This is a genomic window from Amycolatopsis sp. NPDC043887 (assembly GCF_056435665.1).
The window spans coordinates 189967-203742 of the sequence record NZ_JBWKEB010000008.1; the positions used below are offsets into that span (position 1 = coordinate 189967).

Annotated in this window: 13 protein-coding genes; 8 read left to right on the plus strand and 5 right to left on the minus strand. The window is 68.9% G+C overall.

Annotated features, from left to right (window positions below):
• Nucleotides 1–65 precede the first annotated feature (65 nt).
• On the minus strand, nt 66–1190 hold the full coding sequence (locus AC069H_RS22630; RefSeq protein WP_478227803.1) for a YihY/virulence factor BrkB family protein: 1125 nt from the start codon (nt 1188–1190) through the stop codon (nt 66–68).
• A 264-nt stretch (nt 1191–1454) separates the two neighbouring features.
• Here AC069H_RS22630 and AC069H_RS22635 point away from each other — a divergent pair, with 264 nt between their 5' ends.
• The 5 genes from AC069H_RS22635 to AC069H_RS22655 all read left to right on the plus strand — a co-directional run bounded on the left by AC069H_RS22635 (nt 1455) and on the right by AC069H_RS22655 (nt 8195).
• Complete coding sequence (locus AC069H_RS22635; RefSeq protein WP_478233730.1) at nt 1455–3209, plus strand: DEAD/DEAH box helicase; 1755 nt, start codon at nt 1455–1457, stop codon at nt 3207–3209.
• A 322-nt stretch (nt 3210–3531) separates the two neighbouring features.
• The gene (locus tag AC069H_RS22640; RefSeq protein ID WP_478233731.1) at nt 3532–4665 is read left to right on the plus strand and encodes a sugar ABC transporter substrate-binding protein; all 1134 of its coding nucleotides are present in this window, start codon (nt 3532–3534) and stop codon (nt 4663–4665) included.
• Nucleotides 4666–4744: 79 nt separating this feature from the next.
• Entirely contained in the window at nt 4745–5518 is a 774-nt protein-coding gene (locus tag AC069H_RS22645; RefSeq protein ID WP_005164482.1) for an ATP-binding cassette domain-containing protein, read from the plus strand.
• Between the two features lie 23 nt (nt 5519–5541).
• Nucleotides 5542–7002: a sugar ABC transporter permease gene (locus AC069H_RS22650; RefSeq protein ID WP_478233732.1), complete on the plus strand. Its 1461-nt coding sequence runs from the start codon at nt 5542–5544 to the stop codon at nt 7000–7002.
• A gap of 11 nt (nt 7003–7013) precedes the next feature.
• Complete coding sequence (locus AC069H_RS22655; RefSeq protein ID WP_051972592.1) at nt 7014–8195, plus strand: ROK family transcriptional regulator; 1182 nt, start codon at nt 7014–7016, stop codon at nt 8193–8195.
• Nucleotides 8196–8252: 57 nt separating this feature from the next.
• Here the strand turns inward: AC069H_RS22655 and AC069H_RS22660 are convergent, their stop codons facing one another.
• From AC069H_RS22660 to AC069H_RS22670, 3 genes are all read right to left on the minus strand, one after another.
• On the minus strand, nt 8253–8858 hold the full coding sequence (locus tag AC069H_RS22660) for a TetR/AcrR family transcriptional regulator (protein ID WP_478233733.1): 606 nt from the start codon (nt 8856–8858) through the stop codon (nt 8253–8255).
• On the minus strand, nt 8839–9702 hold the full coding sequence (locus AC069H_RS22665; protein WP_478233734.1) for an alpha/beta fold hydrolase: 864 nt from the start codon (nt 9700–9702) through the stop codon (nt 8839–8841). Before AC069H_RS22665 ends, AC069H_RS22660 begins: the two co-directional genes overlap by 20 nt.
• A gap of 104 nt (nt 9703–9806) precedes the next feature.
• On the minus strand, nt 9807–9986 hold the full coding sequence (locus AC069H_RS22670) for a DUF7455 domain-containing protein (protein ID WP_016332937.1): 180 nt from the start codon (nt 9984–9986) through the stop codon (nt 9807–9809).
• 339 nt (nt 9987–10325) lie between these two features.
• Here AC069H_RS22670 and AC069H_RS22675 point away from each other — a divergent pair, with 339 nt between their 5' ends.
• Genes AC069H_RS22675 through AC069H_RS22685 form a run of 3 tightly spaced genes read left to right on the plus strand, consistent with a single transcriptional unit; the run spans nt 10326 to nt 12254 of the window.
• Nucleotides 10326–11120 carry an EamA family transporter gene (locus AC069H_RS22675; protein WP_478227925.1) on the plus strand — a complete coding sequence of 265 codons (795 nt, stop codon included), beginning with the start codon at nt 10326–10328 and terminating at the stop codon, nt 11118–11120.
• 46 nt (nt 11121–11166) lie between these two features.
• The gene (locus tag AC069H_RS22680) at nt 11167–11583 is read left to right on the plus strand and encodes a GNAT family N-acetyltransferase (protein ID WP_478227809.1); all 417 of its coding nucleotides are present in this window, start codon (nt 11167–11169) and stop codon (nt 11581–11583) included.
• Nucleotides 11583–12254, plus strand: coding sequence for a DUF6885 family protein (locus AC069H_RS22685; protein ID WP_478233861.1), 672 nt, complete (start codon nt 11583–11585; stop codon nt 12252–12254). Before AC069H_RS22680 ends, AC069H_RS22685 begins: the two co-directional genes overlap by 1 nt.
• On the opposite strand, the gene AC069H_RS22690 is transcribed toward AC069H_RS22685, so the two are convergent.
• Nucleotides 12226–13683 carry an APC family permease gene (locus AC069H_RS22690; RefSeq protein WP_478233862.1) on the minus strand — a complete coding sequence of 486 codons (1458 nt, stop codon included), beginning with the start codon at nt 13681–13683 and terminating at the stop codon, nt 12226–12228. The two genes, AC069H_RS22685 and AC069H_RS22690, sit on opposite strands and share 29 nt — an antisense overlap.
• Nucleotides 13684–13776: the final 93 nt, after the last annotated feature.

Sequence of the window (13776 nt, forward strand, 5' to 3'; positions counted from 1 at the left end):
GCTGGGGGTGGAGTGGATTCACACCACGGGTGGAATCGGAGTACGACTTCGGGATGAGGTCCCGCTCAATTTCGCCGTTCCGTCACCTGATCGGCTTCGCTCTGCGTTTCTTCGTTCACCGATTGTTCCCGCACGTGTTCGGCGTCACTGTCCGGGGAATCGCCGTTCTGGCGGGGACGGCGGAGCGGGACCGTCGTCCGTTCCCACAGTTTGCGGCCCTCTTCGGCGCGGATCCGTTCGTTCGCGCGTTCCATTTCCAGCCGCCGCCATTTCCGGCGCTGCCGTTTCGTCGCCTTGGCGGGCCACAGTTCCTGGATCGCGCTGTTGAAGTACGCGCCGCCGACCACCGCGAGCCCGATGAAGAACATCAGCAACAGGAACGCGATCGGCGCGGCGAGCGCGCCGTAGGTGTAGCCGGTCTTGGTGATCCAGTTCAGGTAGATCCGCAGCCCGATACTGGAGAGCAGGAACACGACCATGGCGAGCATCGCGCCCGGCAGCCCCCGGTGCCACGGCAGCCTGCGCGGCAGGGCGAGCTTGTACAGCGTCGTCAGCGCGAGCACGATCATCACGGCCAGCACCGGGTAGTACAGCGTGCCGACCCAGTACGACACCGTGTCGCGCCAGTCGGTGGGGAAGAACTGGGGGAGCAGGTCCGGCCCGATCGCCAGCAGCGGCAGCCCGACCACCAGGATGACCAGCCCGGCCAGGTACAGCAGCAGCGCGAAGATCCGCTGCCACACGTCGTTGCGGACGCCGTACTGGTCGTGTGCCACGGTGATGGCGTCGACGAACGACGACATCGCCGACGAACCCGCCCACAGGGAGATCAGGAAGCCGACGGAGACGATTTCGCCCTTGCCGACGAACAGGATGCTGTTGACCGTCGGCTCGATGATGTCGTGGACGGCGTTGTCGCTGAAGATCGTCTTGCTGAAGGTGATGATCCGATCGTGGACCGCGGTCACGACCTCCTGGCCGAACCAGTCGCCGACGAAGCCGAGGCAACCGAGGAGCCCCAGCAGCAGTGGCGGCAGGGAGAGCGTCTGCCAGAACGCGGCTTCGGCGGCCTCGGAGAAGATGTTGCCGTCCCACGCCTTGCTGAGCGTGCGGCTGAGCAGGCGCAACGGACCCCTGCGGCCCTTCGCGACCTCGGCGGCCGTGTCCGGACGGCCGTTCTCCTCGCTCATGCAGCTCCTCCGACGGCGCCGAGCGCCCTTGACGGTGTCCAGCATGGTCCATGCCGCGCCATTCGGCTCGCCACCCCTGGGTTTTCGGGTGAGTAACCCGACAACGGGGGTGGCGCTTCCGGCGTTCCAGTGGCCCGCGAGGTAGGCTCCCCCGAGTGCCCTCACCTCAGGCGCCGGCGTCGCGGCCGGATACCCAAGTGGGGGTTTTCGCTTGTGTCAGGGTGGATGACCAGGCGTTTCGGGTGAGGGAGGAGGGGAACCTGCATGTCGGAAACGGTTGAACGCGATCGGGGCGAGCTGGGCGCGCCTCCCGCGGCGAAGGACAGCACCGCCCGGCCGCTGCGTGCCTGGCAGCGGCGTGCGCTGACGAAGTACCTCACGAAGAAACCGCAGGACTTCCTGGCCGTCGCGACGCCGGGCGCGGGCAAGACGGTGTTCGGTCTCCGGATCGCCGCCGAGCTGCTGAGCGACCGGACCGTCGAGCGGATCACCATCGTCGCGCCGACGGAACACCTGAAGCACCAGTGGGCCGCCTCGGCCGCGGCCGCCGGTATCGCGATCGACTCGAACTTCCGCAACGGCACCGGCGTCACCTCGCGTGACTACCAAGGTGTAGCGGTGACCTACGCGCAGGTCGCCGCGCATCCGACGCTGCACCGTGTGCGCACCGAGAACCGCAAGACCCTGGTCATCCTGGACGAGATCCACCACGGTGGTGACGCGAAGTCCTGGGGTGACGCGGTCCGGGAGGCGTTCACGCCCGCCGTCCGCCGTCTCGCGCTGACCGGGACGCCGTTCCGCAGCGACGACTCGCCGATCCCGTTCGTCACCTACGAACCCGACGGCTCGGGTTTCCAGCGCAGCAAGGCCGACCACTCCTACGGTTACGCCGACGCGCTCGCCGACGGCGTGGTGCGGCCGGTCGTCTTCCTCGCCTACTCCGGCGAGGCCTCCTGGCGCACGAGCGCGGGGGAGGAGTTCACCGCGCGGCTCGGCGAGCCGCTGACCGCGGAGCAGAACGCGCGGGCCTGGCGCACGGCGCTCGACCCGGCGGGCGAGTGGATCCCGTCGGTGCTGCAGGCCGCCGACACACGCCTCACGCAGCTTCGCGCCAACGGCATCCCGGACGCGGGCGGTCTGGTGATCGCCACCGACCAGGACTCCGCGCGCGCCTACGCCAAGATCCTGCAGCGCATCTCCGGCCAGAACCCGACGGTCGTCCTCTCCGACGACCCCAAGGCGTCCGGCCGGATCAAGGAGTTCTCCGATTCGACCGACCGCTGGCTGGTCGCGGTCCGGATGGTGTCCGAAGGCGTCGACGTGCCGCGGCTGGCGGTCGGCGTCTACGCCACGAGCGCGTCGACCCCGCTGTTCTTCGCGCAGGCCATCGGCCGGTACGTGCGTTCGCGCAAGCCCGGCGAGACGGCTTCGGTGTTCCTGCCGAGTGTGCCGGTGCTGCTGGAACTGGCCAGTGAACTGGAGGCGCAGCGCGACCACGTCCTCGGCAAGCCGCACCGTGAGAAGGAGGGCTGGGACGACGAGCTCCTGGCCCAGGCCAACCGCACCGAGGACGAGCCGGGCGAGGAGGAGAAGGCGTTCACCTCGCTGGGCGCCTCCGCCGAGCTCGACCAGGTCATCTACGACGGCAACTCCTTCGGCACCGCGGTGTTCTCCGGTTCCGACGAGGAGCAGGAGTACCTCGGCCTGCCGGGGCTGCTCGAACCGGACCAGGTCCGCGCCCTGCTGCGGAAGCGGCAGGAGGAGCAGCTCTCCGACGAGAAGCGGCGCAAGCCCAAGGCCGAGGAGGCCGCGCCGATCGCGCGGCCGCAGTCGGTCAGCGAGCGGCTCGGCAGCCTGCGCAAGGAGCTGAACGCCCTGGTGGGCGTGCACCACCACCGGACGAAGAAGCCGCACGGCGCGATCCACAACGAACTGCGCCGGGTCTGCGGCGGGCCGCCGACCGCGATGGCTTCGGTGGAGCAGCTGGAAGAGCGGATCGTCACGCTGCGTTCCTGGTGACCGCCCCGCCCCGTGCAATGAAGGGGCCTTTCATAGCAGAATTTGCTATGAAAGGCCCCTTCATTGCGTGTAGTGACCGACGAACAGCCAGGCTCGATCACGCTGAGTGAGTGGTGGCGGTCACACCGTCAGCGCACCTAGACTTCGTACGTCTTGCTACGGCCACGTTGCCAAACCGTGTCCATTTGATGAGGCTTAATCGATTCAGCCGTCTTCCGCGAAACCCGTTCGGCGGCATATGTTGTCGCCCACAACATATGCGCGATGGTGCGACCGGTCCCTCAGGATCGCCGCCCGCGAGCAAGATCCGGAAGGAACGAGGATGCGCAGCAGAACCCTTACCCTCCTCGCCGCGACGGTGGGCGCCGGCCTGGTGCTCTCCGCCTGTGGTGCCAACACCGCAGACTCGGGCAGCAGCAACTCCTCGCAGTCCGCCCCCGCCCCGGGCGGCGCCGCCGCCGGCGGCAAGGTCGGCGTCATCCTGCCGGAGACCGCCACTTCGGCGCGCTGGGAGTCCTTCGACAAGCCGTTCCTGACCAAGGCGCTCAAGGACGCGGGCTTCGACGCCGACGTCCAGAACGCCCAGGGCGACGTCCAGAAGTTCACCACGCTGGCCGACGGCATGATCGCGCAGAACGTCAAGGTCCTGATCATCGCCGCCATCAACGGCGAGGTCGGCGCGGCGGTCGCCCGCAAGGCGCAGGCCGCGGGCATCCCGACGATCGACTACGACCGCCTCAACCTCGGCGGCAGCTCCGACTACTACGTCTCGTTCGACAACGAGAAGGTCGGCCAGCTGCAGGGCCAGGGCCTCGCCGACGCGCTGAAGGACAAGAAGGGCGCCGAGGTCGTCATGATCGAGGGCGCCCCGACCGACAACAACGCGACGCTGTTCGCCAACGGCCAGAAGTCCGTGCTGCAGCCGAAGTTCGCCAGCGGCGACCTGAAGCTCGTGCGGGAACAGGCCATCGACAACTGGGACAACCAGAAGGGCGGCCAGACCTTCGAGCAGATCCTGACCGACAACAAGGGCAGGGTCGACGGCGTCGTCGCCGCGAACGACGGTCTCGCCGGCGCGGTCATCACCGTGCTGAAGAAGAACGGCCTCAACGGCAAGGTCCCGGTCACCGGCCAGGACGCCACCGCGGACGGCCTCATGGCGATCCTGCGCGGTGACCAGTACATGACCGTCTTCAAGCCGATCAAGGAAGAGGCCGAAGCCGCGGCGAAGCTCGCCGTGCTGCTGGCCAAGGGCGACAAGGCGGGTGCCGACGCGCTGGCCACCGGCAAGGCGAAGGACCCGAAGGGCAACCGCGAGGTCAAGTCCGTGCTCCTCGAGCCGAAGATGACCACCAAGGACGGTGTCAAGGAGGTCGTGACGCAGGGCTACGTCAAGGCGGCCGAGATCTGCGGCGGCGACCTGGCCGCGGCGTGCACGCAGCTCGGTATCTCCTGACCCGTTCAATCCAGACGACCGGGCCGGTGCGTTCTCCCGACAGCGCGCACCGGCCCGGTACCCAGCCGGGAGAACCCCCATGAGTGAACCCATCCTCGAACTGAAGCAGCTGAACAAGAGCTTCGGGCCGGTCCACGTCCTCCACGACGTGGACTTCAACGTGCGCGCCGGCGAGGTCACCGCGCTGGTCGGCGACAACGGTGCCGGCAAGTCCACTTTGGTCAAGTCGATCGCCGGGATCCACGGCTACGACTCGGGAACGGTGACGTTCCAGGGCAAGCAGGTGAACATCCACGGCCCGCGTGACGCCGCGGATCTGGGGATCGAGGTCGTCTACCAGGACCTCGCGCTGGCCGAGAACCTCGACATCGTGCAGAACATGTTCCTCGGCCGCGAACGCGGCAGCAAATGGCTGCTCGACGAGGCCAGCATGGAGAAGGCCGCCCGCGAGACGCTCGCGTCGCTGTCGGTCCGCACCGTGAAATCGGTCCGTACGCCCGTTTCGGCCCTCTCCGGCGGGCAGCGGCAGACCGTCGCGATCGCCAAATCCGTCCTGTGGGACTCGAAGGTCGTCCTCCTCGACGAGCCGACCGCCGCGCTCGGTGTCGCGCAGACCCGCCAGGTGCTCGACCTCGTCCGCCGCCTCGCCGAACAAGGTCTCGGCGTCGTGCTGATCAGCCACAACATGGCCGACGTCTTCGAGGTCGCCGACCGTATCGCGGTGCTCTACCTCGGCCGTCTCGTCGCCGAGGTGCACACCAAGGACGTCACCCACGGCCAGGTCGTGGAACTGATCACCGCCGGTCGCTCCGGCGACCTCGGCCTTGCCCGCCCCGAAGCCGCCGTCCTCTGATCCGAGGCGAGAAAGAACCGGAAATGACTGAGACACCTGCAAAGCCCGCCTCGCCGGAGGGGGGCAAGCCGACGGCCGCCGCGCTCAACCCGTCGGCGGCCATCACGGACTTCGGCATCGACACGACATCGATGTCGACACGCGAGGCCGTCGGCGACTACTTCTCCCGGCTCAAGGCGGGACAGCTGGGGTCGCTCCCGGCGCTGCTCGGCCTGCTCGTGCTGGTGATCGTGTTCGCCTCGCTGTCGGACACCTTCCTGACGATGAACAACATCGCGAACCTGATGGCCCAAGGCGCAGGCAAGGCGATCATCGCGATGGGCATCGTGTTCGTGCTGCTGCTCGGCGAGATCGACCTGTCCGCGGGCACCGCGTCCGGGGTCACCGCCGCGGTGCTGGCGATGCACTACGTGCGCAACGGAAACCTGTTGGGCGGCATGGGGAACGGCGTGTTCATCGCGTTCCTCGTGGTACTCGCGATCGCCGCGTTGCTCGGTGTGGTCCTGCGGATCTGGGCGGGTGTCGGATTCGCCGTGCTCGCCATCGCGCTCGTGCTCTCGGGAACCGCGGCGAACCCGTGGATCGAGATGCTGCTCGCGATCAGCGTCGGTGGCGCGATCGGTGTCCTCACCGGTTTCCTCGTCTCCAAGATCGGGATGCCCTCGTTCGTGGTGACGCTGGCGCTCTTCCTGGCCTGGCAAGGGGTCATCCTCCAGTTCATCGGTGAGGGCGGCACGCTCGGCATCAGCACCTCGGACGTGCTGTTCAAGGTCGCCAACGGCAATCTGTCCACTGTGGGCAGCTGGGTCCTCTTCCTGATCGCCGCGGGCGGGTTCGCCGCGGTGACACTGGGACAGCACTTCTCGCGGCTCAAACGCGGCCTGGTCACGCAGCCGACGCCGATGGTGCTGTTCAAGGTCGGCGCTATCGCCGTGGTCGCCGCGATCGCGACCTATCTGCTGACGCTGAACCGCGCGCCGAACCCGAACATCGTCATCTCCGGTGTCCCGTACGTCGTGCCGATCGTGCTCGGCCTGCTGGTGCTCGGCACGTACGTGCTCAACCGCACCCAGTACGGCCGTCACATCTACGCCGTCGGCGGCAACCGCGAGGCGGCTCGCCGCGCCGGTATCAACGTCGAGAAGATCCGCGCTTCGGTGTTCGTCATCTGCTCGGCGGTGGCGGCGGTCGGCGCGATCGTCTACTCGTCGAAGGTCGGTTCGGTCGACCCGCAGGCCGGTGGCCTCAACACGCTGCTGTTCGCGGTCGGCGCCGCCGTCATCGGTGGCACGTCGCTGTTCGGCGGCAAGGGCCGGGTCGTCGACGCGGTGATCGGTGGCCTCGTGCTGGCGGTCGTGGAGAACGCGCTCGGCCTGCTGAAGCAGTCGGCGGCGGTGGTCAACATCGTCACCGGTCTGGTGCTGCTTCTCGCGGCCACGGTCGACGCGCTGTCCCGGCGCCGCGCGGCTGCGTCGCCGCGCTGAGTCCGCATGGAATGATGAAGCCCGTGACCAGCACACCCGTTGCACGACCAGACGAGGTGCGCAGGCACAACCGCACGACCTTGCTCCGGTTGCTGCACGTCAGCGGCCCGAGCACCAGGGCGACCCTCGCCACCGAGCTGGGGCTCAACCGCAGCACCATCAAGACCCTCGTCGACGGCCTCGCGGAAGCGGGTGTCGTCGAGGAGCGGGTCCCGAGGCCGGGTCGAGGGGCGGGCCGCCCCTCGCTCCTGGTCCTGCCGCAGCCGCACGCGGCGGTGGTGCTCGCGGTCGACCTCCAGGTCGAACACGTGGCGATCGCGCTGGTCGGGTTCGGCGGCCAGATCCTCGGGCGCAACAGCTGGAACCTCCACGGCCGGACGCGGGAAGCCGACGAGGTGATCACGCACGTGATCGAGTCGACCACCGTGCTGGCGGGCGACCTCGGTGTGCAGCCGATCGCCGCGGGGGTGTCCGTGCCCGGCGTCGTCCGCCGGGCCGACGGGCACGTCCACGAAGCGCCCAACCTGCGCTGGACGGATGTGGCGCTGGGGGAACGGCTCGGCGGTGTGCTGCGCATCCCCGTCCTGGTCGGCAATGACGCCGAACTCGGCGCCATCGCCGAACACCTGCGCGGCGCCGCGCGGGGCTCTTCCGACGCCGTGTACGTCTCCGCCGACGTCGGTGTCGGGGGAGGGATCATCGCGGACGGTTCGTCGCTGCGCGGCGGCGCGGGCTACGTCGGCGAGATCGGGCACATGGCGATCCGGCCGGGCGGCCGTCCCTGCTACTGCGGATCCAGCGGCTGCTGGGAGACCGAGGTCGGCGAGGCGGCGTTGTGCCGCGCGCTCGACCTGCCGGAGGACACCCCGCGCGGGGCGATCCTGTTCGAACTGCGCGAACTGGGCCGGGATCCGCACGCGGCCGAGGAGCGGCTGTCGGAGTTCGCGGAATGGCTGACGCTGGGCCTGGTGAACGTGGTCAACCTGCTCGGCCCGCAGTTGGTCGTGCTCGGCGACCTGCTCACCGTGCTGCCCGACTCGGTCGTGAAGTCGGTGGCGGCCGAGGTCCGGCGGCGGAGCCTCGTCAGCCGGGCCGTGGGCGGGACGCAGATCGTGAGCTCCGCGCTCGGGGCGGACGTGAAGCTGCTGGGTGCCGCCGAAGCCGCCTTCGAGATGATCCTGGACACCGTCTAGCTCGCATTTAGTCCTCTGGATGCGGTAGTTGCACACGCAAGGACCGCATCCAGAGGACTAAATGCGTTCTTGCGCGAGGCCGGACAGCAGGGCCACCAGGGCAGCGAGGGACTTCTCCTTGGCGGCGGCGGGGTCTTCGGCGTGCGCGATCATCAGCGCCGCCTCCGCGCAGGCGCTCAGCGCCAGCTGCGCCAGTTCCGGGATCGGCGCGTCGATCAGCAGCCCGTCCGTCGCGGCGGCCTCCAGGATCTCCGTGATCAGGCCCAGCCCGTACCGGCTCTCCAGCTCCCGCCATTCCTGCCAGCCGAGGACGGAGACGGCGTCCGTGAGCGCGATCCGCACCACTTCGGGCCGCAGGCACAGGTCCAGGAACCGGCTCAGCACGCCGAGCGCCCCCGCCCACGGGTCGTCCGTGGCGCGCAGGACGGTCTTCAGTTCCTCGGTGATCTCCGTTTCGATCTGCTCGATCACGGCACGGAACAGGCCCTGTTTGTCCCCGAAGTGGTGGTACAGCGCGCCGCGGGTGACGCCCGCCGCCTGGACGATCTCGTCGGCGGGCACGGCGGCGTAACCCTGTTCGGCGAACAGCGTCCGCGCCGCCGCGATCAACGCGGCCCGCGTCGAGTGCGATCGTTCGGTCTGGCTACGTCGTGGCGTGGGCACGCAGGAATTCCACCATCATGCCGCTCAGCCGCTCCGGCTGGTCCTCCGGCACGAAGGCGTAGGAGTCCTCGATCGTCTTCAGTTCGGCGTTCGGCAGGACCCCGGCGAGTTTGCGGCCCAGCCACAGCGGGAAATGCCGGTCTTCGGGCGCCCAGGCCAGCAGCACCGGCTTGGTGAACGCGGGCAGCCGCTCGGCGGCGGTCAGCGTGTACCGGTTGTCGACGCTCGCGGTGAACCGGCGCAGATCGTCGCGGATCTCCGCGCTCCGGCGGCTGGGCAGGAGGTACGCGTCGAGGATATGGTCCGGGACCGGGTGTTTGGCCAGCCAGAGGAAGTCCGTCGTCTTCAGCAGCCACCGCGAGCGCAGCGCCAGGATCATCAGCCCGACGCCGCCGGGAATCCGGGCCAGCGGGCTCAGCCCCGCGAACAGCGGCGGCAGGAAGCGCTCGTAGGAGTCCGACGGGGTCAGCACGACCCGGCCCACCCGTTCCGGGTCCGTGGTCATGAGCAGTTGCGTGAGCGCGCCGCCGGTGTCGTTCGCGACCACGGTGACGTCGGCCAGGTCGAGCACTTCGAGGAACCGCGCGATGAGCGCGGCGACCCCGGGCGGGCTCAGATCGGCGTTCGGGACCGGGATCTCGTGCGACCCCAGCGGCCAGTCCGGCGTGAGGCAGCGGAAGCCGGCGTCGGCGACCGCCGGGGCCACCTTGCGCCAGAGCAGGCCGTTGGTCAGCAGTCCGTGCACGAAGACCACGGGAGGGCCTTCGCCGCGGTCGCGGTAGCGGATGCGGGCGCCGCCGAGGTCTGCCTCGTGCACCTCGCCGAGAAGGTCGCTGGTCGTCATGGCAATAAACATACATTCTGTCTGTATGTTTTTGAAGCGTAAAAAAGGGCGGTCGGCTCTCTCCCTGAGGAGTAGCCGGCCGCCGGTGGTCGTGGACTGGTGGGCTACCGCTGAATGTCCGCGGACATTTCCTTGAGCTTCGTTTCGTGTGCGCGGGCGTGGTGACCACAGAAGAGCAACTCGCCACCGGTGCTGAGAATGGCTCGAACCTGGGCTGCAGCTCCACACCGGTCGCATCGGTCGGCAGCGGTCAGTTCGGGGCGGGTGAGCGTCGGTGAAGTCATTGGAGTCTCCCTCCGTCCCGGCACCGGTGGCCCGGTGCCATCGATCCAGCTACGACCACTTCGGCACTGATGCCGGCAACGTTCGTTCCCGGCCCCGCCGTGTTCGTGCTTCCACTCTTCCAGACGTTTGGCGACCCGCAAGTGTTCCCGTGCGGGTGTCTCATTTGTCACTGGTAATTACCTCGGATGCCGTAGCGTAATCACGCAACGTGGGAGACGACTCCCCGTGGAACCGTCTTTTCCCACGTCAGGCACCATGCGAGGGTGGGTATCGCAGTCGTCCGGAACCGTCTTCCGAGCGTGCCGTCGCCGGTCTTGTTCGTTCTCAGCGGAATTTCCATGTACGCCGGTGCGGCCATCGCCGTAGGTCTCTTTTCGGTCGCCTCCCCCGCGGGGGTGGCCTGGCTCCGCTGTCTCGGGGCGGCGGTGGTCCTCCTGGCGTGGCGCAGGCCACCCCGCTCGGCGTGGACCGGGCGCGCGTTCCTGCTCGCGGGCGCCTTCGGCATCGTCACCGCCGGGATGAACGTGCTCTTCTACGAGGCGATCGCGCGGCTGCCCCTCGGCACCGCGGTCGCCCTCGAGTTCGCCGGGCCCGTGGTGGTGGCGGCGTTCGGTTCGCGCACGCGCCGTGACGTCTTCGCGCTGCTGCTGGTGGCGGCCGGGGTGGTCGCCATCGCGGACGTCCGGCTCGAAGGCAGCCTGCTCGGCGTGCTGTTCGCGCTCGGCGCGGCGGCCGCCTGGGCCGGGTACATCCTGCTCGGGAAGCGGGTCGCGGTCGGCGGGAACGGGATCGACGGGCTGGCCGTCGGGTTCGCCGTGGGCACCGTGGTGCTGTCGCCGCTGGCGCTCGGCACCGGCGCGGTATGGGGTTCGCCACGTTTGCTGCTGCTCGGCATCGGGGTCGGGGTGCTTTCGACCGTCGTGCCGTACGCGCTCGACCAAGTGGTCCTGCGCAAGGCCGGGCGGGCGCGGTTCGCGCTGCTGCTCGCGTTGCTGCCGGTCACGGCGGGACTGGTCGGCTTTCTGTGGCTCCGGCAGGTCCCGACCCTGCCCGAGGCGATCGGCACCCTGGCCGTCGTCGCCGGGGTCGCGCTGCGGTCGCCGGGCAAACGTGATGGCCCGGCGCCTCCCTGAGCGGGATACTGACCAGTCTGTGGCGTTGCGAACACCGGGAGGACACGTGGCCGAGATCCGGCGGGCAGTCACCGTCGAGGAGGTCGTCGCCGCTCAGCATCTGTTCGACGGGCCCGCGCAACGGGACGCGTCCGAGAAGTTCCTGGCGGGGGCGGAGAACCATCTCCTGATCGCCTACGAAGACGGCGAACCCGCGGGGATGATCACCGGCACCGAGGTGACGCATCCGGACAAGGGCACCGAGATGTTCCTCAACGAACTCGACGTCAGCCCGGACTACCAACGGCGCGGCATCGGCCGCGACCTCGTCGACGCGCTGGCCGGGATCGCGCGGGAACGTGGTTGCCGGGGGATGTGGGTCGGGGTCGAAACGGACAACAAGGCCGCGCTGGCGACCTACGCTTCGGCCGGGGCGTCGAACGACGGGCCGTTCGTCATGCGGTCGTGGACGTTCGAAGACTGATGTCCTCCGGAATCGACGGCGACCGTACGGGGCTGTCCGGGCGGCGCTGGCTGCCCGGCGGCGAGCACCTCGTCGCCGTCGCGCGGGCCGAACTGCCGCAGAAGGACGGGCTCGCCGGGCCGTTCACGGCGCTGGCCGCCCTGCGCGCTGCGGGGTTCGACGTCGCGGGACAGGACGAGGTCGCGGCGCTGTCCGGCACCACGACCGAAGGCCTGTCCCGGGCGATCGGGGCGCTGTCGGGCGGACGGCTCGCCGCCGTGTCCGCCAGCGGGAACTGGGCACCGCAGTCGTTGTTCATGCTCCTGGCCGCGCTGTGGCATCTGCCGCGCGTCGCGTTGATCGCGGAGGTCGACCCGGCCGAATTCGGCGCGCACGACACCCCGGCGCGAGCGCTGCTCGACTACCTCGACACGGGGATCCCGCCGCTGTGGTCGTCCCGCTGGCGCCCGTCCGCCGCTCACCACGTGCTGGCGACCGGCATGCGGATCGGTGCCGAAGGAACCCTGGTGTCCATTATGGACGGTTATCCGTCCTTGGGGGACAACGGATTGCACGACCAGCCGGTGGAATGGGTGGCCGCGGCGCTGAAACGGATGCTGGTCGTGGTGGACGACGGCGACGCCGAGGCCGCCGTCGCCGCGATCACGACGGCCGGTCTGTGGGGCGGTTGAGGTCGTTCTGTGCGAAACGGGAATGTGCGAACCGGGAATGCGTGCGCCCGTAGAAGACATAGATCAGCAAGCCGAGCAGCAGCCACGCGGCGAACCGCAGCCAGGTCATCACGTCCAGGTTCAGCATCAGGTAGAAACACGCCAGCGCCGCCACGATGGGCAGGTAGGGCGAAAACGGCACGGTGAACGGACGTTCCAGGTCCGGACGGCGTTTCCGCAGCACCGGGACGGCCACCGCGACGATGATCATCGCCGACAACGCGCCGATGCTGACCATATCGGCGAGTTCGGAGATCGGCACGAACGCGGCCAGCGCCGCGATCAGCACCGCGCCGGCGATGGTCATCCGGTGCGGGGTGCCCCAGCGCGGATGCACCGTGCCGAACTTCTTCGGCAGCAGGCCGTCACGGCCCATCGCGAACCCGATCCGGCCGATCGTCACCAGTTCCACCATCATCACCGACGTCAGCCCGGTGACCGCGCCGAGCGAGATCAGCGCGCCCACCCAGTGCTGCCCGACGCGGTCGAAGGCGTCGGCGAGCGGGGCGCCCGCGTCGATCTCGGTGAAGGGCACCATCCCGGTCAGCACCAGCGAGACCCCGATGTAGAGCAGCGCGCAGACGCCGAGCGCGCCGAGGATGCCGACGCGCAGATCGCGTTTCGGGTTCACAGTCTCCTCGCCGAGGTTGGCGAGTGCCTCGAAACCGGTGTAGGCGAAGAAGACGACGGCGGCGGCCGTCACCATCCCTGCGATCCCGTAGACGGACTGTTCGAGTCCTAGCACGGCTTGCACGATCGGCTGATGCAGGGGCCCGGCCATCTCCGTCGGCGCCTGGGCGGGCGGGATGAACGGGGTGAGGTTCTCGCCGCGGACGTAGAACACGCCGACCGCGAGGATCAGCACGCAGACCGCGACCTTGACCAGCACGAGCAGATTCGTCACCCGCGCCGACTCCTTGATCCCGAGGACGGCGATCACGGTCAGCACGGCGATGATCGCGACCGCGCCTATGTTCACCTTCGCGTCTTCGCCGAACCACTCGGGGGAGAGCCCCATCAGATTCGCGAGATAGCCGGACCAGCCACGCGACACGACGGCCGCGCCGAGGGCGAATTCGAGCAGAAGATCCCAGCCGATGATCCAGGCGAAGGTCTCGCCGAGGGTCGCGAAGGCGTAGGTGTAGGCGCTTCCCGCCGTCGGCACGCTGGACGCGAGCTCGGCGTAACAGAGCGCGGCCATCCCGGCCACGACGGCACCGAGCACGAACGACAACGTGACCGACGGGCCCGCGTGGGACTTCGCCTCGACCCCGGCGAGGGTGAAGATCCCGGTGCCGATGATGATGCCGACCCCGAACCCGATGAGATCGCGCCCGTGCAGCCGGCGTTTCAGCTCACCCGAGTCCTGCCGTTTCAGGACCGCGTCCACGTCCAGAGTTCGCCGCATGAAGGGTCACGCTAGAAGATCACCGTCCACCTCGCAGATCGGTGGGTCCAGGTGGTCGTGAGTGGCGATTCGTGT